We start from the raw sequence: 25,433 nt of genomic DNA on the forward strand, positions 1-25,433 counted from the left end.
TCGGTTCGCCCCGCTCGATGTGACTGTCAAGATCAGACCCTACAAGCAAGGTCTGACATCGGCCCTGTTCCTGTTCGTCTTCGTGCAACGTCCGGGAGTCACCCCGATGATTCCCGCCCGGGGGAGATTTCAGCCCCGGATCGGGTGCCCGATCGGGCCTTCGGTCACCCTCCGGAAAGGACCCGTACCAGGTCCTCGGCCGTACGGCACCGGTCGAGCAGCTCCTTGACGTGGTTGCGGGTGCCGCGCAGCGGTTCCAGCGTCGGCACCCGTTGCAGAGAGTCACGGCCCGGCAGATCGAAGATCACCGAGTCCCAGGAGGCCGCGGCCACGTCGTCCGCGTACTGCTCCAGGCACCGGCCGCGGAAGTACGCCCGGGTGTCCTCCGGCGGCGCCTGGACCGCCCGCGCGACGTCGGCGTCCGTCAGCAGCCGCTTCATCTTGCCGCGGGCCGCCAGGCGGTTGTACAGGCCCTTGTCGGCCCGCACGTCGGCGTACTGGAGGTCGACCAGGTGCAGGCGGGCCGCGTCCCACTCCACGCCGTCCCGGCGCCGGTAGCCCTCCATCAGCTCCCGCTTGGCCACCCAGTCCAGCTCGCCGGACAGGCTCATCGGGTCGTGCTCCAGGCGCCCCAGCACGTCCTCCCAGCGGGCCAGGACGTCCTTGGTCTGCTCGTCGGCGTCGGCGCCGAGCCGGTCCTCCACGTACTTGCGCGCCAGCTCGAAGTACTCCATCTGGAGTTGTACGGCGGTCAGGGTCCGGCCGCTGCGCAGGGTGATCAGGTGGCGCAGGGCCGGGTCGTGGGAGACCTGGTGGAGGGCGCGTACGGGCTGGTCGACGGCGAGGTCGACGGCGATGAAACCGTCCTCGATCATGGACAGGACCAGCGCGGTCGTGCCCAGCTTGAGGTAGGTGGAGATCTCGGAGAGGTTCGCGTCCCCGATGATCACGTGCAGCCTGCGGTACTTCTCGGCGTCGGAGTGCGGCTCGTCGCGGGTGTTGATGATGGGCCGCTTGAGGGTGGTCTCCAGGCCGACCTCGACCTCGAAGTAGTCGGCGCGCTGGCTGATCTGGAAGCCGTGCTCGTGGCCGTCCTGCCCGATGCCGACGCGGCCGGCTCCGGCGAAGACCTGGCGGGAGACGAAGAAGGGCGTCAGGTGGCGCACGATGTCCGAGAACGGGGTCTCCCGCTTCATCAGGTAGTTCTCGTGCGTGCCGTACGAGGCGCCCTTGTTGTCGGTGTTGTTCTTGTAGAGGTGGATGGGCTGGGCGCCGGGGACCTGGGCCGCGCGCTCGGCGGCCTCGGCCATGATGCGCTCGCCGGCCTTGTCCCACAGCACCGCGTCGCGCGGGTTGGTGACCTCCGGCGAGCTGTACTCCGGATGCGCGTGGTCGACGTACAGACGTGCCCCGTTGGTGAGGATCACATTGGCCAGCCCGATGTCCTCGTCGGTGAGCTGGCTGGCGTCGGCGTTCTCGCGGGCGAGGTCGAAGCCTCGGGCGTCCCGCAGCGGGTTCTCCTCCTCGAAGTCCCAGCGGGCGCGTCGCGCCCGGTGCATCGCCGCCGCGTACGCGTTGACGACCTGGGACGAGGTGAGCATGGCATTGGCGTTCGGGTGGCCGGGGACGGAGATCCCGTACTCCGTCTCGATTCCCATTACTCGCCGTACGGTCATGCGGCCCTCCTTGCCCGGCGGCGCCCCCGGATGGGGTCGGCGCTCAAGTACCGCTGCGCTTCCGGTCCGTGTGCGGCCCCCGCTTCCGCAGTGCGCGACGCGGCGGTACCGAAGAGCCTAGAACGCCTTTGCGGCGCTGGGGAGATCATTACAGTCATTGCTCCAGTCCGGTTTTCACCTGCTCCGTCGCTGCCTTCCGGGGATCACCCGCGCGGCCCCGGAAATGCGTCCGGCTGCGGACGCCCCGTGCAGGACATCCGCAGCCGGTCGGCGGTGTTACAGGTATTGGCCGGTATTCGCCACCGTGTCGATGGAGCGGCCGGTGTCCGCGCCCTGCTTGCCGGTGACCAGGGTGCGGATGTAAACGATCCGCTCGCCCTTCTTGCCGGAGATGCGGGCCCAGTCGTCCGGGTTGGTGGTGTTGGGCAGGTCCTCGTTCTCCTTGAACTCGTCCACGCACGCCTGGAGCAGGTGGGAGACGCGAAGGCCCTTCTGATTGTGTTCGAGGAATGCCTTGATGGCCATCTTCTTGGCGCGTCCGACGATGTTTTCGATCATCGCGCCGGAGTTGAAGTCCTTGAAGTACAGAACTTCCTTGTCACCATTGGCGTAGGTGACCTCCAGGAAGCGGTTCTCCTCGGATTCCGCGTACATCTGCTCGACGACCGACTGGATCATCGCGCTGACCGCGGCCTTGCGGGAGTCGCCGTGCTCGCCGAGGTCGTCGGCGTGCAGCGGCAGGCGCTCGGTGAGGTACTTCGAGAAGATGTCCTTGGCGGCCTCGGCGTCCGGACGCTCGATCTTGATCTTCACGTCCAGCCGGCCGGGGCGCAGGATCGCCGGGTCGATCATGTCCTCGCGGTTGGAGGCGCCGATGACGATGACGTTCTCCAGGCCCTCCACACCGTCGATCTCGGAGAGCAGCTGCGGGACGATGGTGTTCTCCACGTCCGAGCTGACCCCGGAGCCGCGGGTGCGGAAGAGGGAGTCCATCTCGTCGAAGAAGACGATGACGGGGGTACCCTCGCTCGCCTTCTCCCGGGCCCGCTGGAAGACGAGGCGGATGTGCCGCTCCGTCTCACCGACGTACTTGTTCAGCAGCTCGGGGCCCTTGATGTTGAGGAAGAAGCTCTTCCCCGCGGGCTTGCCGGTCACCTCGGCGACCTTCTTGGCGAGCGAGTTGGCGACCGCCTTGGCGATGAGCGTCTTGCCGCAGCCGGGCGGCCCGTAGAGCAACACGCCCTTGGGCGGGCGCAGTTCGTGCTCCTTGAACAGGTCCGGGTAGAGGTACGGGAGCTCGACCGCGTCGCGGATCATCTCGATCTGGCCGCCCAGACCGCCGATCTTCGTGTAGTCGATGTCCGGGACCTCTTCGAGGACGAGCTCCTCGACCTCGCTCTTGGGGATGACCTCGTAGACATAGCCGGAGCGGGGCTCCAGGAGCAGGGCGTCGCCGGGGCGGATGGTGATGTCCAGCAGCGGCTCGGCGAGCCTCACCACCCGCTCCTCGTCGGTATGCCCGATGACCAGGGCGCGCTCGCCGTCCTCCAGGATCTCCTTGAGGGTGACGATGTCCCCGGCGTTCTCGTACTCCATGGCCTCGACCACGTTGAGCGCCTCGTTGAGCATGACCTCCTGGCCACGCCGGAGCTCGTCGAGGTCGACGCTCGGGCTGACGTTCACACGGAGTTTTCGGCCTCCGGTGAAGATGTCGGCCGTGCCGTCCTCGTTCGCCTGCAGGAAGACGCCGAAGCCGGCCGGCGGCTGTGCGAGCCGGTCGACCTCTTCCTTGAGGGCGACGATCTGGTCGCGCGCCTCGCGCAGCGTGTTGGCGAGTCGCTCGTTCTGTGCCGAAACGCCGGCCAGGTTGGTCTGCAGCTCGACGATCCGCTCTTCGAGAATCCTCGTGTGACGCGGAGAGTCGGCGAGCTTGCGTCGCAGGACGGCGATCTCCTGCTCGAGATAGGCAACCTGGCCGGCAGGGTCGTCAGACCCCCGCCCCGGCCGGATGCCGCGGTTGATGTCGTCGTCGTGGGCTGCCACGGTCCTCACCTCCTCCAAGGGGAGCTGGACGCTTCCTGACCCTACCTGGGCCGGTGCAGGTTGAAACCCCTAGATCGAAAAGACTGTCGGGGTGTGTCCGATCTTCACCCTTGCGCACGTCCTCACCTCAGGGGGATACCCACCCAACAACATCAGAAAGCGGACGGTTGTATCGTCGAGACGGTCAACACCCGTCAGGGTGGGCCCCATTTGATTCACGTACGCAGGAACGGCAGGCGAGATGACGGCGCAGGACGAAGCACTGGAGGTCTGGATCGACCAGGACCTCTGCACCGGCGACGGCATCTGTGCGCAGTACGCGCCGGAGGTCTTCGAACTCGACATCGACGGTCTGGCTTATGTGAAAAGCGCCGACGACGAGCTGCTCCAGGACAAGGGGGCCACCACCCCCGTGCCCCTGCCGCTGCTCAATGACGTACGGGACTCCGCGAAGGAGTGCCCGGGCGACTGCATCCACGTACGCCGCGTTTCGGACCAGGTGGAGGTCTACGGCCCGGACGCGGACTAGACACAGTGTGACGGATCACACACCCTCGGTGCCGGAAGAGGCGGGAAGTTCGCTCTGGACGAACTTCCCGCCTTTCCATTGCCACTTGATCCGCTCGCGTACGTCCGGGCAGCAGCGCGGCACGCCGGTCGAGGAGTACCCCAGGAGTGTCGCGGCGATCACACCGTCGCGTACGGCGATACCGTCCACGCTGCGCTGCTGCGCGGGCGCCAGGAGCGTCGCGGCGACCCGCGGGCCGCCCTTCTGGCCCTTCGCGGGGCGGGCGAGGACGTACACGCCGCTCGGAGGGGTGCCCGTCTCGGTGTGGCAGCGCACCACGGCGACGGTCTCGGGGGCGCCGTCGCCGTCGAGGTCGCCGGTGGCGCTGTCGACCACGTCGAGGCGGTTCGGTCCGCAGTCCACCGGATAGGTGGCGGCGCGGGGGTCGGGGGCCGGTCCGGTGACGGCCGCGCGGGCGCCGGGCGTGGCGTCGGTGGTGGCCGTGGCGTCAGGAGGCTGGACGAAGGACGCGGCCGCTGTGACCGCCGCGAGGGCGGCGGCGGTGGCGAGCCAGTGCAGGGCGCGGGTGCGGGTGTGCGGAAGGTCCTGGCCTGCCGAGAGCTGCACGCGGGGTAACTCCTGTGAAGAGCTGTGGCGGTGGGAGTGCCCAGCATCGTTCCACAGGGCGGGGTCGCCGGGGAACACTCGGGCCGGATTCCGGCCGGGCCTCCGCCTACCCAACGAAACGGCGCCGCCGACGGTTCCCGGCGGGCGGGAACTCGTCGGCGGCGCCGGACGGTTCGAGTGCTGCGTACAGGGGGCGTACGGCGCTCAGCCGCGCTCCCCGGCCCGTACGGCGGTCAGCCGCGCTCCGCGCCTCCGCTGGAGCTGCCGGGGCCGGTGTAGTCCTCGCCGTACGCACCCTTGGCCGGGCGGCGCCGGCGCAGCGGCGGCTCGACGCCGTCCGCGAGGCGGCGGGCGGTGAGCAGGAACCCGGTGTGGCCGATCATGCGGTGGTCGGGGCGCACGGCGAGGCCCTCGACGTGCCAGGTGCGGACCATGGTCTCCCAGGCCGACGGCTCGTTGAAGGTGCCGTGCTCACGGATGGCCTCGACGGTACGGGCCAGCTGCGTCGTCGTGGCCACGTACGCACACAGGATGCCGCCCGGGACGAGCGCCTTGGAGACGGCCTCCAGGCACTCCCAGGGGGCGAGCATGTCCAGGATGACCCGGTCGACGTCGGTGTCGGAGAGGTTGTCCTGGAGGTCACCGACGGTGAGTGTCCACGCCGGGTGCGGACCGCCGAAGTACCGCTCGACGTTCTGCGTGGCGATCTCGGCGAAATCGGCGCGCCGCTCGTAGCTGTGCAGCATGCCCTGATCGCCGATGGCGCGCAGCAGGAAGCTGCTGAGCGAGCCGGAACCCACCCCCGCCTCGACGACGCGGGCGCCGGGGAAGATGTCGGCCATCGCCAGGATCTGCCCCGCGTCCTTGGGGTAGACCACGGCGGCACCGCGGGGCATGGACAGGACGTAGTCGGGGAGCAGCGGGCGCAGCGCGAGGTAGGCGACGTTCCCGGTGGTACGGACAACACTGCCTTCGGGAGCACCGATCAGCTCGTCGTGGGGAAAGGCTCCCTTATGGGTGTGGAAGCTCTTGCCCTCTTCGAGCGTGAACGTGTAGTGGCGTCCCTTGGGATCGGTGAGCTGGACCTGGTCCCCGACCTTGAAGGGCCCGCGACGGCGGGCGGCACCGGTCGGTTCGGACATGTGACCAGCCTACCGGGCGCGGGGGGTGCTCCGTACCAGGGTGGAGGGGGTGGAGGGCGACGGTGGGGGTGAGTGAGCGGGGTACGGGGCGGGGCTGACGCCTGCGTGGGCTGGAGCCGGGAAGGGCCGGGGCCTGGGAGGGTCCGGCGCGGAGCCGGGGGTTGGACGGCCCCGTCTCGGGGTTGGGGCCAGGAGGACCCGTCTCGGGGTTGGGGCCAGGAGGACCCGTCTCGGGGTTGGGGCGGTAGGGCCGACCGGCCGCAGGGCCGGCGGCCGTGTGGCCGGCGGCCGCGGGATCGGGCGGGGTTGCGGGGCGGCCGTCCGCCCTACGGGGCAAATCGAACGCGAGCGCTCCCTCACTGGGGGTTTACCCAAGGGCGGCGGGCGGCAAGCTGCGGGGCCGGGGTGGGCGGGGTGAGGCGTGGGGCGGTCAGGACGGGCGGGCCATGGCGGCTACGAAGGCGCGTTCCACGTCGGCGGTGGACAGGACGCCGTAGATCTCGCCGGTCTCCTCGACCACCAGATATTCGGTGGCGGGGGTGGCCCGCAGGTAGTCCAGGAGGTCTTCGCCGGCCAGTTCGGCGGAGACCCGCATGCCGTCCTTGAGGTCCTGGGCGAGGCCGCTGACGGCGACCCACGGGCGGCGGTGTTCGGGGACGCCGACGATGGCGGTCTCCCGTACGACGGCGGTGGGCCGGCCCACGCGGTCCACGACGACCAGGGCGCGGGCGCCCGCGTCGTTGGCGCGTCGCAGCGCCTCGGACAGCGGAGTGTCGGCCTCCACCGGGACGGCGCGCCGGGTGAGGGTGCGCGCCTGGAGGTCCGGGAGGCGTTCGCGCAGGCGGGCCATGCGCAGGCTGTTGCCGGCGCCGGTCCAGATGATCGCGGCGAGGATCGCGGCGAGCAGCGCGTCGGTGATCGAGTCGGCGCCGCCGAGGTCGGTGGGGGTGTTGCCCAGGGCGCCGGTGTGGGTGAGCAGCGGCAGGCCGATCAGGACGGTCACGGCGAGCGCGCGGCCGACCCAGGCGGCGGCGACGGTGCCGGTCATCGGCTTGCCGGTGACCTTCCATACGACGGCGCGGAGCATCCGGCCGCCGTCCAGCGGGAGGCCGGGCAGCAGGTTGAAGACGGCGACGATGAGGTTGGAGATCATCAGTCCGGCGAGCAGGACGCCGGGTACGGTGCCGGGTTCGACGACCTTCATGCCGCCGTAGAAGACGCCCGCGAGGGCGAGGGAGAGCAGCGGACCGACGAAGGCGAGGACGAATTCGCGGCCGGGGGTCTCGGACTCCTTCTCGATCTCGGAGACGCCGCCGAAGAACTGGAGCTGGATGCGGCGTACCGGGAGCTTGAAGCGCAGTGCCGCGATGGTGTGCGCGAGCTCGTGTACGAGCACCGAGGCGTAGAAGGCGACGGCGAAGAAGAGGGAGACGAGGTAGCGGGCGGCGCCGAGCTCCGGCAGGACCCGTTCGAGCTGGCCGCCGAAGACCCAGGTGATCAGGGCGGCGACGATGAACCAGCTGGGGGCCACGTAGACCGGTACGCCGAAGGGGCGGCCCATGAGGATGCCGCCGCCGGTGCGCCGGCCCCGGCCGTCCTTGGCCGGGCGCTGCTGGGAGGGGCGGTCCCCGGACGGCCTGGTACGGCCGGTGGCGCGGGCCGGGTCGGACGGTCCGGGCGGGTTGGGCGGTCGGTGGTGCGCGGACTCCTCGGGGTCCTGCGGCTTCCCGCTCTCGTCCACGGCGTCCCCTCGTCGGTTGCGGCCTTCGCTCCTGTCCGTCCGGTTTCTGTCCGGTACGGCATGTCGATCATGCAGGGCGAAGGGGTCTGGCGTCGATGGTATGCGGAGCGCTTCGCGACGCCCCGCCTCGGTCTCCCATTGTGATCCCTCGGTTGCGGGAGCTGTCAGTGGCGGGCCGTAGGGTCGGGTGTCATGGGAACGAGCACCGAAGAGGCGGGGCCGGACGCCGCGGCCGCCGCGGGCGTCGGTAACGGCGGTAACGGCGGCACTGGCAGTGCAGGCGGTGACGGCGGACAGGGCGGGGTGACCGGCGAGGCCCCGGCAGCCGACGAGAGCGGCGCGACCGGTAGGACCGGCGGCACCGACGTGACCGGCGGCACTGGCGGCACCGGCGCGGCCACGTCGACCGGCCGGGCCGGGGAGGCCGGCGGGCCTGTGACATCCACCGCAGTCACCGTGCCCGCGGCGGCGACCGCCAGTACCGGCACCACCCCCGCGCCTCCCGCCGCGACCGCCGGTGCCGCCACCTCCGCACCTCCCGCCCCGGCCGCCGGTACCAGCCCCCTCACGCCCCCCACCGCTGCCACCGGTGCCGCCTCCCCCGCGCCCTCCACCCCGGCCACCGGGGACGCCCCCCACCCCGTCCCTCCCCGTCCCGCCACCCACCCCGTATCGCTCTCTCCGTCGCGGGCGGGCGACTTCATGCAGTGTCCGTTGCTGTACCGCTTCAGAGTGATCGACAAGCTGCCGGAGAAGCCGAGTGCCGCGGCGACGCGAGGCACGGTGGTGCACGCGGTGCTGGAGCGCCTCTTCGACGCCCCGGCGGCGCAGCGTACGCCGGGCGGTGCGCGCTCGATGGTGCCGGGCGAGTGGGAGAAGCTGCTGGCGAAGCGGCCGGAGCTGGCGGAGCTGTTCGAGGACGATCCGTCGGGTGAGCGGCTGGCGGCGTGGCTGGCGGACGCCGAGGCGCTGGTGGAGCGGTGGTTCACGCTGGAGGATCCGACGCGCCTGGAGCCCGCGGACCGCGAGCTGTATGTGGAGACGGTGCTGGACTCGGGGCTGCGGCTGCGCGGTTTCATCGACCGGGTGGACGTGGCGCCGACGGGTGAGGTGCGGCTGGTCGACTACAAGACCGGCAAGGCGCCCCGCCCGGAGTACGCGGACGGCCCGCTGTTCCAGATGAAGTTCTACGCGCTGGTGATGTGGCGGCTGCACGGCCGGGTGCCGCGGCGGCTGCAGCTGGTGTATCTGGGCAGTGGTGACGTGCTGACGTACGACCCGACCGAGGCGGATCTGCGGGGTGTGGAGCGCAAGCTGCTGGCCCTGTGGGACGCCATCCAGCGGGCGACGGCGACGGGCGACTGGCGGCCACGCCGTACGAAGCTGTGCGGGTGGTGCGACCACCAGGCGGTGTGCCCGGAGTTCGGCGGTACTCCCCCGCCGTATCCGCTGCCGGTGCCGGGGCCCGGCCGGACTCTCCCTGTGGAGGCGTCCGGGGAGGGGCAGGGCAGAATGGGCCTGGTCTAACGAAGGAGTTCCTGTGGCAATCCGCGTCCTGCTGGTCGACGACCAGCCGCTGCTGCGTACCGGTTTCCGGATGATCCTTGAGGCCGAGCAGGATCTCGCGGTCGTCGGCGAGGCCGGGGACGGTCTGCAGGCGCTGGAGCAGGTGCGGGCACTGCAGCCCGACGTGGTGCTGATGGACATCCGGATGCCGCGGATGGACGGGGTCGAGGCGACCCGGCAGATCACCGGTCCGGCGAAGGACGGCCCGGCGAAGGTGCTGGTGCTGACCACGTTCGACCTGGACGAGTACGTGGTGGAGGCGCTGCGCGCGGGGGCCAGCGGCTTCCTGCTGAAGGACGCGCCGGCCCAGGAGCTGGTGCAGGCGATCCGGGTGGTGGCGGCGGGCGAGGCGATGCTCGCGCCGAGCATCACGCGCCGGCTGCTGGACAAGTACGCGGGTCACCTGCCGTCCGGTGAGGAGCCGGTGCCGGACACGCTGCACACCCTCACCGAGCGCGAGGTGGAGGTGCTGAAGCTGGTGGCGCGCGGCCTGTCGAACGCGGAGATCGCCGCGGACCTGTTCGTGAGCGAGACGACGGTCAAGACGCATGTCGGGCATGTGCTGACGAAGCTGGGGCTGCGGGACCGGGTGCAGGCCGCGGTGTACGCGTACGAGAGCGGACTGGTGCGTCCCGGCGCCCAGTAGCGACAGCAAGGGCGCGGAACGCCCCCGGCCCGCAGCCGGACGTATGGCAACGGCCGCGTCCGGCCCCCGCAGCCGTACGCACGAGGACGCCCCGGCCCGCAGCCGGCCACGCAAGAACGGCCCGGCGCAGCCGGCCACACGGGAACGGCCCGGCCCGCCCCCGCTCCCCGAGGAGCGGCGGCGGGCCGGGCCGTGGTCGTAGCCGTACGCGGCGGCCGCGTCAGCCCTTCTTCAGTTCCCAGAAGCGGAAGACGGTGGAGGCGTCCAGGGTCCACTGGAGGCCGTCGATGTTCTCGCGGGCGACGGCGTACTGCTTGCCCTGCCACACCGGTATGACCGGCAGGTCCTCGGCGACGATGTCCTGCACCTCGCGGAAGGCGGGCTTGGTCGCCTGCCGGTCGGGCTGGCCGGCGGTGCCGGGCAGCAGCTTCCCGGTGATCCGCTTGGCGTCGTAGTTGTTGCGCAGGACGTTGTCCTTGCCGAAGAACGGCTGGGTGAAGTTGTCGGGGTCCGGGTAGTCGGGGACCCAGCCCTTGACGTAGGCGCCGTACTTGCCGTCTTCCACGCCCTTCTCGAACTCCTCGATGGGCACGCTCTTGACCTTGGCGTCGAAGAGGCCGCTGGCGTTGAGCTGCTGGGCGATCTCCTGGAAGGCGGGGACGGTGCCGGGGCCGTAGCGGACGGGGGTGGCCCAGAGGGTGAGCGGCACCTTCTTGTTGTTGTAGCCGGCGTCGCGCAGGGCGGCGGCGGCCTTGTCGGCCTGCGGCCGGTCGCCGTAGTTGGCGAAGAAGGCGGAGTTGTGGCCGGTGATGCCCGCGGGGACGATCGAGTACAGCGGTTCGGCGGTGCGCTTGTAGACGTCCCGGACGAGCGTGGAACGGTCCAGGAGGTACGCGACGGCCTTGCGGACGCCGAGCTTGCCGGCCACCGGGTCCTTCATGTTGAAGACCAGGTGCATGACCTCGGCGCTCTTGCCCTCGACGACCTGGGTGCCGTGCTTCCGGCTGTCGGCCGCCTGGTCCAGGGAGGCGATGTCCTTCATGGCCAGACCGCGGTAGGCGATGTCGATGGAGCTGTCCTGCACCGCCTTCTTCAGCTTGTCCTGGCTGTCGAAGAACTTCATGGTCATGCCGGAGTTCTTGACCTTGGCGGGGCCCTTGTAGGAGCCGTTGACGCCGAAGACGGCTTCGGAGGAGGCGTCGTACTCCTTCAGGGTGTAGACGCCGGAGCCGACGGCCTTGTTGTCGGTGCGCAGCTTGTCGGGCGCGTACTCGCGGTGGTCGACGATGGAGCCGGCGCCGGAGGCGATCTTCATCGGGAAGGTCGCGTCGGGCGACTTGAGGCGGAAGATGACGGTCTGGGCGTCAGGTGCTTCGATCTTGTCGACGCCGGAGAACATCACGGCCGGGCCGCGCTTGTCGTTGATGCGCTTGATCCGGTCGAAGGAGAACTTGACGTCCTCGGAGGTCAGGCTGTTGCCGTTGCTGAACTTCAGGCCGTCCTTGAGGGTGCACTTGTAGACGGTGCTGCCGCCCTCGACGAAGCCGCAGGAGTCGGCGGCCTCGGGTTCGGGGGTGGTGCCGCCCTTGGGGAAGCTCAGCAACGACTGGAAGACGTTGTTGAACAGCATCCAGGAGACCGGGTCGTAGCCGGCGGCGGGGTCGGTGGAGACGATCTTGTCGGTCATCCCCATCACCACGGGTTCCCCGGTCCCGGCGTCCCCGCCCTCACCGGATCCGCAGCCGCTGAGCAGGGCGGCGACGAGCCCTGCCCCCAGCGGTGCGGCGATCCACTGGTCGCGTTTCCTCACGTGCGTGTTCCTCACAGTCGTCCTGGCGGTTCAGCGGTGTGTTCCGCGCCGGCGGGTGCCGGTGTCGGTGTGCCGGCGGAGTGCCGTCATCGGTTGTGGTGGTGCGCGCCGTCTCGGGGATGCGGCAGCCGGCCGGCGCGCGGTGGCGCCGGCCGGAGGCCGTCGTCAGTTGCTGCTCACGCCGCGGGCCAGTTCCCAGATCTGCAGGGCCGAGGAGGAGTTCAGGGCCCACTCGGCGCCGGTGATGTCGTCGCGGGCGGCGACGTACTGCTTGCCCTGCCACAGCGGCAGGACGGGGACCTCGTCCGCGATGATGTCCTGGGCCTGCTTGAAGCCCTCGGCGGCGGAGTTGCGGTCGGTCTGCTGCCGGGTGGCGGGGATCAGCTGGGATTCGATCTTGCTGTTGCGGTACGGGGAGTTGAGGAAGTTCCCCTTGCCGATGAACGGCGCGATGTAGTTGTCCGCATCGGGGAGGTCGGCGAACCAGCCCATGCCGTAGGCGGCGTACTTGCCCTCGGACTGCTCCTTGCGGAACTGCTGCCAGTTCTCGATGCCCTTGATCTGGACGTCGAACAGGCCGGACTTGTTCAGCTGGCTCTGCAGCTCCTGGAATTCCTTGGCGGTGCTGGAGCCGTAGTGGTTCGCGGTGTAGGTGAGGGTGAGCTTCACCGGGGTGTTGATGTGCGCCTGCTGGAGGATCTTGCGGGCGGCGGGGACGCTCGGGTTGCCGTACTTGGTGAAGAAGGAGTTGATGTGGCCGGTGAGGCCCTTGGGCACCAGGGAGTACAGCGGGTCGCCGGTGTAGGCGTACACGTCGCGTACCAGCGCGGAGCGGTTGACCAGCTGGGCCATGGCCTGCCGGACGGCCTTGTCGGAGACCGACGGGTCGTCGGTGTTGAAGGCGAGGTAGCGGATCTCGGAGCCGGGTACGGCCTGAAGGGTGACGTGCTCGTCCCGGGCGTTCTCCAGGCCCTTGATCTGGTCGGGCGTCAGGCTTCGGTTCATCAGGTCGATGTCGCCCTTGCGCAGCGCCTTCTCCATGCCGTCGGAGTTCTCGAAGAACTTCATCTCGACGGTGGAGTTCTTCACCTCGATCCCGCCCTTGTAGTCGGGGTTCTTGGTGAAGACGGCCTTGCTGATGCGCTCTCCGCTGTGCTCGACCTTGACGGTGTACGGGCCGGAGCCGGAGACCTCGAAGCCCTTGTAGAGGCCCTTGGCCGGGTACACCTCGCTGTCGACGATGGCCGCTGCCGGGGTGGCGAGTTTCTGCGGGAAGGTGGCGTCCGGCTTCTTGAGGTGGAAGACCACCTCGGACTCGCTGGGGGTCTCCACCTTGTCGACGTTGTCCACCAGGGAGATGGGGCCGCGGTCGTACTTGACGGCCAGCATCCGGTCGATGGAGAACTTCACGTCCTTGGACGTCAGGGCGTGCCCGTTGGAGAACTTCAGTCCGTCGCGGAGTTTGCAGCGGAACTGCTCGTTCTGGGTGTCCCGGAAGCCGCAGGACTCGGCGGCCTCGGGCACCGGCGCGGTGCCGGTGCGGGGCAGGCGCATGAGCGTCTGCAGGGTTCCGCGCAGCACGTTCCACGCGTCGACGTCGTACGCCTGCGCGGGGTCGAGCGGGGCGGGCGCGTCCTTGGTGGCCTCCAGTTGGGCGGTGGTGCCGACCTTGATCGGCTTGCCGCCTTCGCCGGAGCCGTCCGAACTGCCGCAGGCGGCGAGCGTGGGGACGAGCAGACCGGCCAGGGCCGGCAGCACCAAGGTCTTGCGATTCATCGTCGGCAGGTTCCTTATCAGCGCAGAGGTGTTGCTCGCGTTGACATTAGTAGGAACTGCCAGGGCCTCCGGGACACAACAGAGTTGAACGGATATCACGCCCGGATAACGGCTGCCCGATGATCGATATCCGGACGGTGGAACGAACCGTACGTGCCCCCATCAATCCGGACACTTGCCCCCAGGGAAACCAGGAGAAAGTACCCCTGGAACGCCCCCGCCCCGCACTGTCGACGGGTCTGCGCGTGAGAAACGTCACTCCCGCATTGAGGTGATCGTCCGGGTGAATTCGGCCGCCGCATTCGTCACGGAAAATGAGCGGGCCACTCCTTACAGTTTCTTCCGTTTTCGAAGGCAACGCTCAGTGCACGCCGTACCGGCCGTCCGTGATGAGCGACCGGAGAAATGGGAGATCCACTTCTTCCAGCGATCCGACCACGGTGCGCCCCTGACCGGGACCGATCGGCGTCACCGACGGCACGGCGACGACCTGGCAGCCGGCCGCCTCCCCCGCCGTCACGCCGGTGACGGTGTCCTCCACCACGGCGCAGCGCCGCGGGTCCACGCCGAGCCGGGCGGCCGCGGTCAGGTAGGGGTCGGGGTGCGGCTTCGTACGGGGCAGGTCGTCGCCGGCCAGCGTCAGGCGGAAGTTCTCCGGGCCCAGGGAGTGCAGCATCCGGTCGATGACACTGCGGTGCGAGGCGGAGACCAGGGCGGTGGGCACGCCGTGCGCGGACAGCTCCGCGAGCAGCCGGCGTGCGCCGGGCATCAGCGGCACGCCGCGGGCGATGCGCTCGGCGAACCGGGCGTTGAGCAGCACGGTCAGCTCGTCCAGGCCGATGTCGGCGCCGGTCACCCCGATCAGGTACGCGGCGCTGCGCGTCATCGGCCCCCCGACGACGACCTCGCGGTGGTGGTCGTCCAGTACGTGGCCCAGTTCGGCGAAGACCTGGGCCTCCGCTTCCCACCAGAAGCCCTCGGTGTCGACGAGGGTGCCGTCCAGGTCGAGGAAGACGGCCTGCAGGGTGGCGCCGTCGGCCGTACGGGTTCCTACCGCGGGGATGCTGCTGGTCATCCGTGCACCTCCGTAGTCGCGCGTCCCCGGAGGGACGAAAGGGCCGGCCGCTTTCCCGCGTGGGGGAAGCGACCGGCCACTACCGGACCGACCAGTGTACGACTGTGCGGGGAGGCGCGCGGTGCCCGCGGGGACTTCCGTGGCCTCCCCGGTCCCGGTGTCACCGCGCGTCCCGGTGCTACCGCGCGTTGAAGTACTTCGCCTCGGGGTGGTGGATGACGATCGCGTCGGTGGACTGCTCGGGGTGCAGCTGGAACTCCTCCGAGAGCTGGACGCCGATCCGCTCCGGCCCGAGCAGATCCGCGATCTTGGCGCGGTCCTCCAGGTCGGGGCAGGCGCCGTAGCCCAGCGAGAAGCGGGCGCCGCGGTACTTCAGCGCGAACATGTCCTCGACGTCGGCCGGGTCCTCACCGCCGAAGCCCAGCTCGGCGCGGACCCGGGCGTGCCAGTACTCGGCGAGCGCCTCGGCGAGCTGGACGGACAGGCCGTGCAGCTCCAGGTAGTCGCGGTAGGAATCGGAGGCGAACAGCTCGGCGGTGGCCTCGCCGATCTTCGAGCCGACGGTGACGACCTGGAGGCCGACCACGTCCCGTTCGCCGGACTCCTCCGGGCGGAAGAAGTCGGCCAGGCACAGGCGCCGGCCGCGGCGCTGGCGCGGGAAGGTGAAGCGGGTGCGCTCGGTGCCGTCCTCGTTGAGCAGGATCAGGTCGTCGCCCTTGGAGTAGCAGGGGAAGTACCCGTGGACGACGGCGGCCTCCAGGAGGTTCTCGGTCTGGAGCTTGTCCAGCCAGCCGCGCAGCCGGGGCCGCCCCTCGGACTCGACCAGTTCCTCGTAGGAGGGGCCGTCACCCGTACGGGCCTGCTTGAGGCCCCACTGCCCCTTGAACAGGGCGCCCTCGTCCAGCCAGGACGCGTAGTCGGCGAGCTGGATGCCCTTGACGACGCGGGTGCCCCAGAACGGCGGGGTGGGTACGGGGTTGTCGGTGGCCACGTCGGAACGGACGGTGCCCTCCTCCTGCTCCGGCTCCTTGATCTCGATGTCGCGCTTGGGGACGCGGCGCTGCTTGAGCTCGGGCAGGGTGGCGCCGGGCACGCCGCGCTTGACGGCGATCAGGGCGTCCATCAGGCGCAGGCCCTCGAAGGCGTCGCGGGCGTAGCGGACCTCGCCCTCGTAGATCTCGTGCAGGTCCTGCTCGACGTAGGCGCGGGTCAGGGCGGCGCCGCCGAGGATGACGGGGAAGTCGGCCGCCATCTTGCGCTGGTTGAGCTCCTCCAGGTTCTCCTTCATGATCACCGTGGACTTGACCAGCAGGCCCGACATGCCGATGACGTCGGCGCGGTGCTCCTCGGCGGCTTCCAGGATGGCCGAGACCGGCTGCTTGATGCCGAGGTTGACGACGTTGTAGCCGTTGTTGGACAGGATGATGTCGACCAGGTTCTTGCCGATGTCGTGCACGTCGCCGCGGACGGTCGCCAGGACGATGGTGCCCTTGCCCTCGGAATCGGACTTCTCCATGTGCGGCTCCAGGTAGGCCACCGCGGTCTTCATGACCTCGGCGGACTGGAGCACGAACGGCAGCTGCATCTGGCCGGAGCCGAACAGCTCGCCGACCACCTTCATGCCTTCGAGCAGGGTGTCGTTGACGATGTCCAGGGCCGGACGCTCGGCGAGCGCCGCGTCCAGGTCGGCCGCCAGGCCGTTCTTCTCCCCGTCGATGATGCGGCGCCGCAGGCGCTCCTCCAGGGGCAGGGCGAGCAGTTCCTCGGCCTTGCCGGCCTTGAGCGACTTGGCGGTGGCACCCTCGAACAGCTCCAGGAGCTTCTGGAGCGGGTCGTAGCCCTCTTCGCGCCGGTCGTAGATCAGGTCGAGGGCGACCTTGACCTGCTCCTCCTCCAGCCGTGCGATCGGCAGGATCTTGGAGGCGTGCACGATCGCGGAGTCCAGTCCGGCCTTGACGCACTCGTCGAGGAAGACGGAGTTGAGCACGATGCGGGCGGCCGGGTTGAGGCCGAAGGAGATGTTGGACAGGCCGAGGGTGGTCTGGACGTCGGGGTGACGCCGCTTCAGCTCGCGGATGGCCTCGATGGTGTTGACGCCGTCCTTGCGGGACTCCTCCTGACCGGTGCAGATGGTGAAGGTCAGGCAGTCGATGAGGATGTCCGACTCGCGGATGCCCCAGTTGGACGTCAGGTCCTCGATGATGCGCTCGGCGATGGCCACCTTGTTCTCGACGGTGCGGGCCTGGCCCTCCTCGTCGATGGTCAGCGCCATCAGGGCGGCGCCGTGCTCGCGGGCCAGCGCGGCGACCCGGGCGAACCGCGACTCGGGGCCGTCGCCGTCCTCGTAGTTGACGGAGTTGATGACCGCGCGGCCGCCGAGCTTCTCCAGACCCGCCTGGATCACGTCGACCTCGGTGGAGTCCAGCACGATGGGCAGGGTGGAGGCGGTGGCGAAGCGGCCGGCCAGCTCCCGCATGTCGGCGACGCCGTCCCGGCCGACGTAGTCCACACACAGGTCGAGCAGGTGGGCGCCCTCGCGGATCTGGTCGCGGGCCATCTCCACGCAGTCGTCCCAGCGGCCTTCCAGCATGGCCTCGCGGAACTTCTTGGACCCGTTGGCGTTGGTGCGCTCGCCGATGGCCAGGTACGAGGTGTCCTGGCGGAACGGGACGGTCTGGTAGAGGGAGGCGGCGCCGGGCTCGGGGCGCGGGCTGCGCTCGGTGGGAGCCAGGCCCCGTACCCGCTCGACGACCTGGCGCAGGTGCTCGGGGGTGGTGCCGCAGCAGCCGCCGACGAGCGAGAGCCCGTACTCACCGACGAAGGTTTCCTGGGCGTCGGCCAGTTCGGCCGGGGTCAGCGGGTAGTGGGCGCCGTCCTTGCCGAGGACGGGCAGGCCGGCGTTGGGCATGCAGGACAGCGGTACACGGGCGTTGCGCGCCAGGTAGCGCAGGTGCTCGCTCATCTCGGCGGGGCCGGTGGCGCAGTTCAGGCCGATCATGTCGATGCCGAGCGGCTCCAGCGCGGTCAGCGCGGCGCCGATCTCCGAGCCGAGCAGCATGGTGCCGGTGGTCTCGACGGTCACCGAGCAGATCACGGGCAGGTCGGTGCCGGTGGCTTCCAGGGCGCGGCGGGCGCCGAGGACGGCGGCCTTGGTCTGGAGCAGGTCCTGGGTGGTCTCGACGAGCAGCGCGTCGGCGCCGCCGGCGATCATGCCTTCGGCGTTGCGCTGGTAGGCGTCGCGCAGGGTGGCGTAGTCGACGTGGCCGAGGGTGGGCAGCTTGGTGCCGGGGCCCATGGAGCCGAGCACCCAGCGCTGCTGCCCGGTGGAGGCGGTGAACTCGTCGGCGACCTCGCGGGCGATGCGGGCGCCGGACTCGGACAGTTCGAAGATCCGCTCGGGGATGTCGTACTCGGCGAGCGCGGCGTGGTTGGCGCCGAAGGTGTTGGTCTCGACGCAGTCGACACCGACCGCGAAGTACTCCTCGTGGACCGAACGGACGATGTCCGGACGGGTGATGTTCAGGATCTCGTTGCAGCCCTCCAGCTGCTGGAAGTCCTCCATCGTCGGATCCTGGGCCTGGAGCATCGTGCCCATCGCCCCGTCGGCCACCACTACGCGGGAGGCGAGGGCCTCGCGCAGTGCCGTGGTGCGGGATGTGCTGGTGGACGATGGCGTGTACGAGGCCATGGAGGTGCTCCCCTGGTTGCGACGGCTGTCGGCTTTGCGTCTTCCGGTAGAAGGCGCACCCGGTCAGGGTAGCGGGCGTGGCTGCCGGTGGCCCGGGTGTCCCAGGGCGTGGACGCCCGGAAGTCGCGCCGGATCCGCGGTGGGGCCGGGGCCGTACGGGTGCCGGGCGGGGACGGTGCCGGACCCGGCCAAGATCATTGACAGGGATCGGTCGACTGCCACAGGGTCGGCATTCACCGATATCGTTCAGCATTGCCGAACCGCTCTTCTGGGCTGACCGGCGCTGCTGTACACCGCACCATGTCACCCGCTTCACCGCTTCACCCGGAGGTTGCCCGATGGCACGGAACATCCAGTCACTGGAACGTGCCGCCGCGATGCTGCGGCTGCTGGCCGGCGGTGAGCGCCGGCTGGGCCTCTCCGACATCTCCTCCGCGCTGGGGCTGGCCAAGGGCACCGCGCACGGCATCCTGCGCACCCTCCAGCAGGAGGGCTTCGTCGAGCAGGACCCGGCGTCCGGCCGCTACCAGCTGGGCGCCGAGCTGCTGCGCCTGGGCAACAGCTATCTGGACGTGCACGAGCTGCGCGCCCGCGCGCTCGTGTGGACGGACGACCTGGCGCGGTCCAGCGGCGAGAGCGTCTACCTGGGGGTGCTGCACCAGCAGGGTGTACTGATCGTGCACCACGTCTTCCGGCCCGACGACAGCCGTCAGGTGCTGGAGGTCGGCGCGATGCACCCGCTGCACAGCACGGCGCTTGGCAAGGTGCTGACGGCGTACGACCCGGTGGCGCACAGCGAGGCGGCGGAAGCCGAGCGGCAGGCGTTCACGCCGCGCACGGTGACCGCGCTGGAGGAGCTGGAGGGCGTACTGGATCTCACCCGGGCGCGGGGCTGGGCGGCCGACGTGGAGGAGACCTGGGAGGGCGTGGCGTCGGTGGCGGCGCCCATTCACGACCGGCGGCGGATGCCGGTGGGCGCGGTGGGGGTGACCGGTGCGGTGGAGCGGGTCTGCCGGGACGGCGAGCCCGGTGAGCTGCGGCCGGAAATCGTCGCCGCTGTGAGGGATTGCGCACGTGCGGTCTCCCGAGACCTCGGAGCTGGGCGATTCTGACCCTTTCATCCCATATGTTCACCTAAGTTTTCAGTCACAGAACCCTTGACGGGGTGCTACGCGTGAAGAAAACTGCCGTTCGTCGGTCGGCATTGTCGAACACCAAACGACAATATTGGTTATGGTGGACGGTGCCGGAGGCCGACCAACGCCCTCTCGGAGGGCGCGGACCACCGGAGGGACCCGGGGTCCGCCTTCCCCTGGACGAAGGACAAAGGAGTCGCGGGTGTCCAGCTCCGACATCTTCATCAGCGAGACCATCGGTACCGCTGTTCTGATCCTGCTGGGCGGTGGCGTCTGCGCCGCCGTCACGCTGAAGCGCTCGAAGGCGTACAACTCGGGATGGGTGGCCATCACCTTCGGGTGGGGTTTCGCCGTGCTGACCGGCGCGTACATCGCGTCGAAGTCCGGCGCCCACCTGAACCCGGCGGTCACCGTGGGGCTGGCCGTCAAGGGCGGCACGCCGTGGGGCGACGTACCGGTGTACTTCGCCGCCCAGCTGCTCGGCGCCATGATCGGCGCGGTGCTGGTGTGGCTCGCGTACTACGGCCACTTCCGGGCCCACCTGACCGACCCGGAGATCGTGGGCGAGCAGAGCGGGCAGGAAGGCATGGTCGACAAGGCGGCGGCCCCCAAGGCCGGCCCGGTTCTCGGCGTCTTCTCCACCGGACCCGAGATCCGCAACGCGGTGCAGAACCTGACCACCGAGGTCATCGCCACCACCGTGCTCGTGCTGGCGATCCTCACCCAGGGCCTCAGCGACAACGGCAAAGGCGTCGGTGTCATCGGTGCGCTGCTGACCGCGTTCGTGGTCGTCGGCATCGGTCTGTCGCTCGGCGGCCCGACCGGCTACGCGATCAACCCGGTGCGCGACCTCGGTCCGCGTATCGTCCACTCGCTGCTTCCGCTGCCGAACAAGGGCGGATCGGACTGGGGCTACGCGTGGATCCCGGTCGCCGGTCCGCTGATCGGCGGCGCGATCGCCGGTGGTATCTACAACCTCGCGTTCGCCTGAGCCGCGCCGCCCGACCGAAGATTTTTGGAGCACACACACCATGAGCGACAACCACAGCACCGCCTCGCACGGCCACGGCCCGTTCATCGCGGCCATCGACCAGGGCACCACGTCCAGCCGCTGCATCGTGTTCGACAAGGACGGCCGGATCGTTTCGGTCGACCAGAAGGAGCACGAACAGATCTTCCCCAAGCCGGGGTGGGTCGAGCACGACGCCAAGGAGATCTGGGAGAACGTCCAGCAGGTCGTGGCCGGTGCCGTCGAGAAGGCCGGCATCACCGCCAAGGACGTCAAGGCGATCGGTATCACCAATCAGCGCGAGACCACGCTGATGTGGGACAAGAACACCGGTGAGCCGGTCCACAACGCCATCGTCTGGCAGGACACCCGTACCGACGGGCTCTGCCGCGAGCTGGGCCGCAACGTCGGCAAGGACCGCTTCCGCCGCGAGACCGGCCTGCCGCTGGCCTCGTACTTCGCCGCCCCGAAGATCCGCTGGCTGCTGGACAACGTCGAGGGCCTGCGCGAGCGCGCCGAGGCCGGCGACATCCTCTTCGGCACCATGGACTCCTGGGTCATCTGGAACCTGACCGGCGGCGCCGAGGGCGGCGTGCACGTCACCGACGTCACCAACGCCTCGCGCACCCTGCTGATGAACCTGCGCAGGCTGGAGTGGGACGAGAAGATCCTGCACTCCATCGACATCCCGGCCGCGGTGCTGCCGGAGATCCGCTCGTCGGCCGAGGTGTACGGCACCGCCGCCGCGGGCGCACTGGCCGGCGTGCCGGTCGCCTCGGCACTGGGCGACCAGCAGGCCGCGCTGTTCGGCCAGACCTGCTACGACAAGGGCGAGGCCAAGTCCACGTACGGCACCGGCACCTTCATGCTGATGAACACCGGTGACGAGCCCGTCAACTCCTACAACGGGCTGCTGACCACGGTCGGCTACCGCATCGGTGACCAGAAGCCGGTGTACGCCCTGGAGGGCTCGATCGCCGTCACCGGTTCGCTGGTGCAGTGGATGCGCGACCAGATGGGCCTGATCAACTCGGCCGCCGAGATCGAGACGCTGGCCAGCACCGTCGAGGACAACGGCGGCGCGTACTTCGTCCCGGCCTTCTCCGGCCTGTTCGCCCCCTACTGGCGCTCGGACGCGCGCGGCGTGATCGCGGGCCTGACCCGCTACGTCACCAAGGCGCACATCGCCCGCGCCGTGCTCGAGGCCACCGCCTGGCAGACCCGCGAGATCACCGACGCCATGACCAAGGACTCCGGCGTCGACCTGACCGCGCTGAAGGTCGACGGCGGAATGACCTCCAACAACCTGCTGATGCAGACCATCTCGGACTTCCTGGACGCCCCCGTGGTGCGCCCGATGGTGGCCGAGACGACCTGCCTCGGCGCCGCCTACGCCGCCGGACTGGCCGTCGGCTTCTGGCCGGACACCGACGCGCTGCGCGCCAACTGGCGCCGGGCCGCCGAGTGGACCCCCCGCATGGACGCGGAGACCCGCGACCGCGAGTACAAGAACTGGCTCAAGGCCGTCGAGCGGACCATGGGCTGGATCGAGGACGAGGAGTAATCATGAGCACCCTGCAGAGCGTCCCGGCCCTCGGGACGCACCCGGCCGACGGTTCGACCCAGAGCCGCGCCGAGACCCGGGAGCAGCTTTCCAAGGCGACGTACGACCTCCTGGTGATCGGCGGCGGCATCCTGGGCATCTCCACTGCCTGGCACGCCGCGCAGTCGGGGCTGCGGGTTGCGCTGGTGGACGCCGGCGACTTCGCCGGCGCCACCTCCTCCGCCTCCTCCAAGCTGCTGCACGGCGGTCTGCGCTACCTGCAGACCGGCGCGGTCAAGCTGGTGGCGGAGAACCACTTCGAGCGCCGTGCGGTCTCGCGTGAGGTGGCCCCCCACCTCGCCAACCCGCTGACCTTCTACCTGCCGGTCTACAAGGGCGGCCCGCACGGCGCGGCCAAGCTCGGCGCGGGCGTCTTCGCGTACTCCGCACTGTCCGCCTTCGGTGACGGTGTCGGTCACGTCATCAGCCCGGCCAAGGCCCAGCGCGACGTGCCGGAGCTGCGCACGGACAACCTCAAGGCCGTGGCCGTGTACGGCGACGACCAGATGAACGACGCCCGGATGGCCCTGATGACGGTCCGCGCGGCCGTCGAGGCCGGCGCCACCGTGCTGAACCACGCCGAGGTCACCGGGCTGCGCTTCACGCAGGGCCGGGTCACCGGTGCCGAGCTCAAGGACGGCACCGACGGCACCGAGTTCGGCGTCAACGCGCGCCTGGTCCTGAACGCGACCGGCCCCTGGGTCGACCACCTGCGCAAGATGGAGAACCCGAACGCGGCGCCCTCCATCCGCCTGTCCAAGGGCGCGCACCTGGTCCTCAAGCGCACCTCCCCCTGGAAGGCCGCGCTGGCCACCCCGATCGACAAGTACCGCATCACCTTCGCCCTCCCCTGGGAGGACATGCTGCTGCTCGGTACGACCGACGAGGAGTACGAGGGCGACCCGGCGGACGTCCGCGTCACCGAGAAGGACACCGCGCAGATCCTGGACGAGGCGGCCTTCTCCGTCCGCGACCAGCAGCTGTCCCGTGACCTGATCACGTACTCCTTCGCGGGCCTGCGGGTGCTGCCGGGCGGCCCCGGCGACACCTCCAAGGCCAAGCGCGAGACCGTCGTCACCGAGGGCGCGGGCGGCATGCTCTCCGTCGCCGGCGGCAAGTGGACCACGTTCCGCCACATCGGCCGTACGGTCATGAACAAGCTGGCGGCGCTGCCCGGCCAGCCGCTGGCCGAGGACATGGAGCCGATCTCGCACCTGCCGAAGAAGCTGCCGCTGCCGGGCATCGCCAACCCGAACGCGGTCGCCCACCGCCTGCTGGTCGACGGCTCGGCCCCCGGCCCGCGCATGGCGCCGGAGACCGCCCGCCACCTGGCCACCCACTACGGTTCGCTGTCCTTCGACATCGCCCGGCTGGCCAACGAGGACCCGGCACTGGCCGAGCGCATCCACCCGGACGCGCCGGAGATCTGGGCCCAGGTCGTCTACGCCCGCGACCACGAGTGGGCGGAGACGGTCGACGACGTGCTGCGCCGCCGCACCACGCTGACCATCCGCGGCCTGGACGACGAGGACGTCCGCGCCCGGACCAAGGCGATACTGGAACAGCGCGGCTGACGCGCTGTGACGCACCGCTGACCTGAGGGCGGCTCCCGGACCGGGAGCCGCCCTCAGGCGTGTCGGGGTTCTACTGCCGTACGCAGTGCTCGGCGACGGCCATGGCGGTGAGGTTGGTGTTGGCGGCGGGCAGCGTCGGCATCACGGAGGCGTCGATGACGTGCAGGGCCTCGATACCGTGTACGGCACCGGTGGCGGAGACCACCGCGCCGCGGTCCCCTGCCGGGCCCATCCGGCAGGTCCCGGCGGCGTGCTGATAGCCGCTGACGGTCTGCCGCAGGGCTTCCGCCAGTTCTTCGTCGGTGGTGACGGTGGGGCCCGGCGCGCGCTCCTCGCGGAGCAGCTCCGACAGCGGTGCCGTACGGGCGAGGGCGCGGGCGAGCCGCATGCCCGTCACCATGCGGCGGGTGTCCTCCGGTTCGCGCAGGAAGCCGACGTCGATACGCGGGGCGTCCCGGGGGTCGGCGGAACGCAGCCGCAGCCGGCCGCAGGAGGACGGCCGCAGCAGGGCCACCCACAGGGTGAGCACCGTCGTCCCGTCCTCGCCCCGTTCGGGGCCCGACGGGAAGACCTGGAGGTCGGCCGGGCCGTCGTCACCGCTGAGGTCGCAGGTCAGGAAGGTTTGCAGGACCGGGTCGCGGGGGCCGGGCGGCGGGGCGCCGGTGGCGTACTCAAGGGTGACGGCGGGATGGTCGCGGAGGTTCTCCCCCACGCCGGGCAGGTCGGCCGTCACGGGGATGCCGAGGTCGTGCAGGTGACCGGCCGGGCCGATGCCGGAGCGCAGCAGGATGGGCGGGCTGCCGTACGCCCCGGCGGCCAGCACGACCCGGCGGGCGGGCAGCACCGTACGCCCGGGGTCGGCGAGCTGCACGCCCGTCGCCCGGCCGTCGCTCACCAGGACCCGGTCCACGAGGATGCCGCCGCGCACGGTGAGGTTGGCGCGCCCGCGGGCCCGGGCGAGGTAGGTCAGGGCGGTGCTCTGCCGGATGCCGCCGACCCGGTTGACCGGGACCGGGCCGACGCCGCGGGCGCCGGGGGCGTTGTGGTCGGCGACGGGCGGGTGCCCGAGGGCGGTGCAGGCGTCGTGGAAAGCGCGCTGCCACCGGTTCGTCTCGTCCGTGCCGTACCGCCGTACGGGGACGGGGCCGTCCGTGCCGTGCCACGGCGGCCCGGTGTCCAGATCGCGCTCCACGCGGCGCAGGCTGGGCAGGAAGTCGCCGAACGACCAGCCCTCGTTGCCCTGCGCGGCCCAGTCGTCGTAGTCGCGCGGGTGCCCGCGCAGGGCGATCGCGGAGTTGATCGCCGAGGAGCCGCCGACGAGCTTGCCGCGCGGCAGTTCCACGGGCCGGCCGAGGGCGCCGGGCTCGCTGACGTACCCCCAGTCGTGGCTGTGGGTCGCGGCGGGACTGGTGGCCACGTCGTCGGGCAGGCCGTCGGGCGAGCTGCCGTGGTCCGGTCCGGCCTCCAGCAGCAGCACGGACCGTGCGGGGTCCTCGGACAGCCGGGAGGCCAGTACGCCTCCGGCGGAGCCCGCGCCGACGATGATCACATCCCAGGTACCCATGTCCGCCGCCTTGCCTGCCTTCTCGATGTACCGCTCGCGTACTGCCTGCGTAGTGCCTGCCTGGGACCGCCGGCCGCGCCGTGGGCCCGGCTCCCTGAGGTACCCGCCGGGCGGAGATCACACACGTACGCGTACGGACCCGCCGGAGGGGCGGCAGCCGGGCCCGAAACCCCGGGGTCCGGCTGCGGACCCCGGCACTAGCATCGCGAGCAGGGGCCGCGGCCGGTCCTCCCGGTCCCTGCCCCCTGT

Annotated in this window: 17 protein-coding genes; 7 read left to right on the forward strand and 10 right to left on the reverse strand. The window is 70.3% G+C overall.

Features of this window, described 5'->3' with window-relative positions; all coding sequences use genetic code 11:
• Positions 1 to 164 precede the first annotated feature (164 nt).
• Both dop and arc read right to left on the reverse strand, forming a co-directional pair.
• Positions 165 to 1,676, reverse strand: a complete 1,512-nt coding sequence (dop, locus tag ACZ4Z1_RS02335; protein ID WP_468484680.1) for a depupylase/deamidase Dop — start codon at positions 1,674 to 1,676, stop codon at positions 165 to 167.
• A 276-nt stretch (positions 1,677 to 1,952) separates the two neighbouring features.
• Positions 1,953 to 3,719 carry a proteasome ATPase gene (gene arc, locus ACZ4Z1_RS02340; RefSeq protein WP_365841862.1) on the reverse strand — a complete coding sequence of 589 codons (1,767 nt, stop codon included), beginning with the start codon at positions 3,717 to 3,719 and terminating at the stop codon, positions 1,953 to 1,955.
• A 241-nt stretch (positions 3,720 to 3,960) separates the two neighbouring features.
• Here arc and ACZ4Z1_RS02345 point away from each other — a divergent pair, with 241 nt between their 5' ends.
• Positions 3,961 to 4,248: a ferredoxin gene (locus ACZ4Z1_RS02345; protein ID WP_468484681.1), complete on the forward strand. Its 288-nt coding sequence runs from the start codon at positions 3,961 to 3,963 to the stop codon at positions 4,246 to 4,248.
• Positions 4,249 to 4,263: 15 nt separating this feature from the next.
• On the opposite strand, the gene ACZ4Z1_RS02350 is transcribed toward ACZ4Z1_RS02345, so the two are convergent.
• The 3 genes from ACZ4Z1_RS02350 to ACZ4Z1_RS02360 form a co-directional block, all read right to left on the reverse strand.
• Positions 4,264 to 4,854, reverse strand: a complete 591-nt coding sequence (locus tag ACZ4Z1_RS02350; protein WP_468484682.1) for a hypothetical protein — start codon at positions 4,852 to 4,854, stop codon at positions 4,264 to 4,266.
• Positions 4,855 to 5,087: 233 nt separating this feature from the next.
• Positions 5,088 to 5,996: a tRNA (adenine-N1)-methyltransferase gene (locus ACZ4Z1_RS02355; protein ID WP_030595480.1), complete on the reverse strand. Its 909-nt coding sequence runs from the start codon at positions 5,994 to 5,996 to the stop codon at positions 5,088 to 5,090.
• Between the two features lie 430 nt (positions 5,997 to 6,426).
• The gene (locus ACZ4Z1_RS02360) at positions 6,427 to 7,737 is read right to left on the reverse strand and encodes a site-2 protease family protein (protein ID WP_468484683.1); all 1,311 of its coding nucleotides are present in this window, start codon (positions 7,735 to 7,737) and stop codon (positions 6,427 to 6,429) included.
• Between the two features lie 702 nt (positions 7,738 to 8,439).
• Between ACZ4Z1_RS02360 and ACZ4Z1_RS02365 the strand changes: the two genes are divergently transcribed.
• Positions 8,440 to 9,264, forward strand: coding sequence for a RecB family exonuclease (locus tag ACZ4Z1_RS02365; protein WP_468484857.1), 825 nt, complete (start codon positions 8,440 to 8,442; stop codon positions 9,262 to 9,264).
• Between the two features lie 13 nt (positions 9,265 to 9,277).
• On the forward strand, positions 9,278 to 9,949 hold the full coding sequence (locus tag ACZ4Z1_RS02370) for a response regulator (RefSeq protein WP_003981597.1): 672 nt from the start codon (positions 9,278 to 9,280) through the stop codon (positions 9,947 to 9,949).
• Positions 9,950 to 10,169: 220 nt separating this feature from the next.
• Here the strand turns inward: ACZ4Z1_RS02370 and ACZ4Z1_RS02375 are convergent, their stop codons facing one another.
• The 4 genes from ACZ4Z1_RS02375 to metH all read right to left on the reverse strand — a co-directional run bounded on the left by ACZ4Z1_RS02375 (position 10,170) and on the right by metH (position 18,298).
• The gene (locus tag ACZ4Z1_RS02375; RefSeq protein WP_468484684.1) at positions 10,170 to 11,759 is read right to left on the reverse strand and encodes an ABC transporter substrate-binding protein; all 1,590 of its coding nucleotides are present in this window, start codon (positions 11,757 to 11,759) and stop codon (positions 10,170 to 10,172) included.
• Between the two features lie 165 nt (positions 11,760 to 11,924).
• Positions 11,925 to 13,535, reverse strand: coding sequence for an ABC transporter substrate-binding protein (locus tag ACZ4Z1_RS02380; protein WP_468484685.1), 1,611 nt, complete (start codon positions 13,533 to 13,535; stop codon positions 11,925 to 11,927).
• A 361-nt stretch (positions 13,536 to 13,896) separates the two neighbouring features.
• Entirely contained in the window at positions 13,897 to 14,610 is a 714-nt protein-coding gene (locus ACZ4Z1_RS02385; protein WP_468484686.1) for an HAD family hydrolase, read from the reverse strand.
• A 178-nt stretch (positions 14,611 to 14,788) separates the two neighbouring features.
• Positions 14,789 to 18,298 (reverse strand): methionine synthase, encoded by a 3,510-nt coding sequence (metH, locus tag ACZ4Z1_RS02390; RefSeq protein WP_468484687.1) that lies wholly within the window; start codon positions 18,296 to 18,298, stop codon positions 14,789 to 14,791.
• 338 nt (positions 18,299 to 18,636) lie between these two features.
• Between metH and ACZ4Z1_RS02395 the strand changes: the two genes are divergently transcribed.
• From ACZ4Z1_RS02395 to ACZ4Z1_RS02410, 4 genes are all read left to right on the forward strand, one after another.
• Entirely contained in the window at positions 18,637 to 19,410 is a 774-nt protein-coding gene (locus tag ACZ4Z1_RS02395; protein ID WP_365842931.1) for an IclR family transcriptional regulator, read from the forward strand.
• A 226-nt stretch (positions 19,411 to 19,636) separates the two neighbouring features.
• Positions 19,637 to 20,425, forward strand: coding sequence for an MIP/aquaporin family protein (locus ACZ4Z1_RS02400; RefSeq protein ID WP_468484688.1), 789 nt, complete (start codon positions 19,637 to 19,639; stop codon positions 20,423 to 20,425).
• Between the two features lie 40 nt (positions 20,426 to 20,465).
• On the forward strand, positions 20,466 to 22,007 hold the full coding sequence (gene glpK, locus ACZ4Z1_RS02405) for a glycerol kinase GlpK (RefSeq protein ID WP_468484689.1): 1,542 nt from the start codon (positions 20,466 to 20,468) through the stop codon (positions 22,005 to 22,007).
• 2 nt (positions 22,008 to 22,009) lie between these two features.
• Positions 22,010 to 23,620, forward strand: coding sequence for a glycerol-3-phosphate dehydrogenase/oxidase (locus ACZ4Z1_RS02410; RefSeq protein WP_468484690.1), 1,611 nt, complete (start codon positions 22,010 to 22,012; stop codon positions 23,618 to 23,620).
• A gap of 70 nt (positions 23,621 to 23,690) precedes the next feature.
• Here ACZ4Z1_RS02410 and ACZ4Z1_RS02415 read toward each other — a convergent pair whose 3' ends face one another.
• Positions 23,691 to 25,184 (reverse strand): GMC family oxidoreductase, encoded by a 1,494-nt coding sequence (locus tag ACZ4Z1_RS02415; RefSeq protein ID WP_468484691.1) that lies wholly within the window; start codon positions 25,182 to 25,184, stop codon positions 23,691 to 23,693.
• Positions 25,185 to 25,433: the final 249 nt, after the last annotated feature.

The organism is Streptomyces sp. NPDC030165 (assembly GCF_055573595.1).

What these genes read in the sequence shown, in the direction of transcription:
- metH (WP_468484687.1), bottom strand. Translation starts at nt 18,298, where the DNA reads ATGGCCTCGTACACGCCATCGTCCACCAGCACATCCCGCACCACGGCA.
- ACZ4Z1_RS02395 (WP_365842931.1), top strand. Translation starts at nt 18,637, where the DNA reads ATGGCACGGAACATCCAGTCACTGGAACGTGCCGCCGCGATGCTGCGG.
- ACZ4Z1_RS02380 (WP_468484685.1), bottom strand. Translation starts at nt 13,535, where the DNA reads ATGAATCGCAAGACCTTGGTGCTGCCGGCCCTGGCCGGTCTGCTCGTC.
- ACZ4Z1_RS02345 (WP_468484681.1), top strand. Translation starts at nt 3,961, where the DNA reads ATGACGGCGCAGGACGAAGCACTGGAGGTCTGGATCGACCAGGACCTC.
- ACZ4Z1_RS02365 (WP_468484857.1), top strand. Translation starts at nt 8,440, where the DNA reads ATGCAGTGTCCGTTGCTGTACCGCTTCAGAGTGATCGACAAGCTGCCG.
- ACZ4Z1_RS02410 (WP_468484690.1), top strand. Translation starts at nt 22,010, where the DNA reads ATGAGCACCCTGCAGAGCGTCCCGGCCCTCGGGACGCACCCGGCCGAC.
- glpK (WP_468484689.1), top strand. Translation starts at nt 20,466, where the DNA reads ATGAGCGACAACCACAGCACCGCCTCGCACGGCCACGGCCCGTTCATC.
- ACZ4Z1_RS02415 (WP_468484691.1), bottom strand. Translation starts at nt 25,184, where the DNA reads ATGGGTACCTGGGATGTGATCATCGTCGGCGCGGGCTCCGCCGGAGGC.
- dop (WP_468484680.1), bottom strand. Translation starts at nt 1,676, where the DNA reads ATGACCGTACGGCGAGTAATGGGAATCGAGACGGAGTACGGGATCTCC.
- ACZ4Z1_RS02385 (WP_468484686.1), bottom strand. Translation starts at nt 14,610, where the DNA reads ATGACCAGCAGCATCCCCGCGGTAGGAACCCGTACGGCCGACGGCGCC.
- ACZ4Z1_RS02355 (WP_030595480.1), bottom strand. Translation starts at nt 5,996, where the DNA reads ATGTCCGAACCGACCGGTGCCGCCCGCCGTCGCGGGCCCTTCAAGGTC.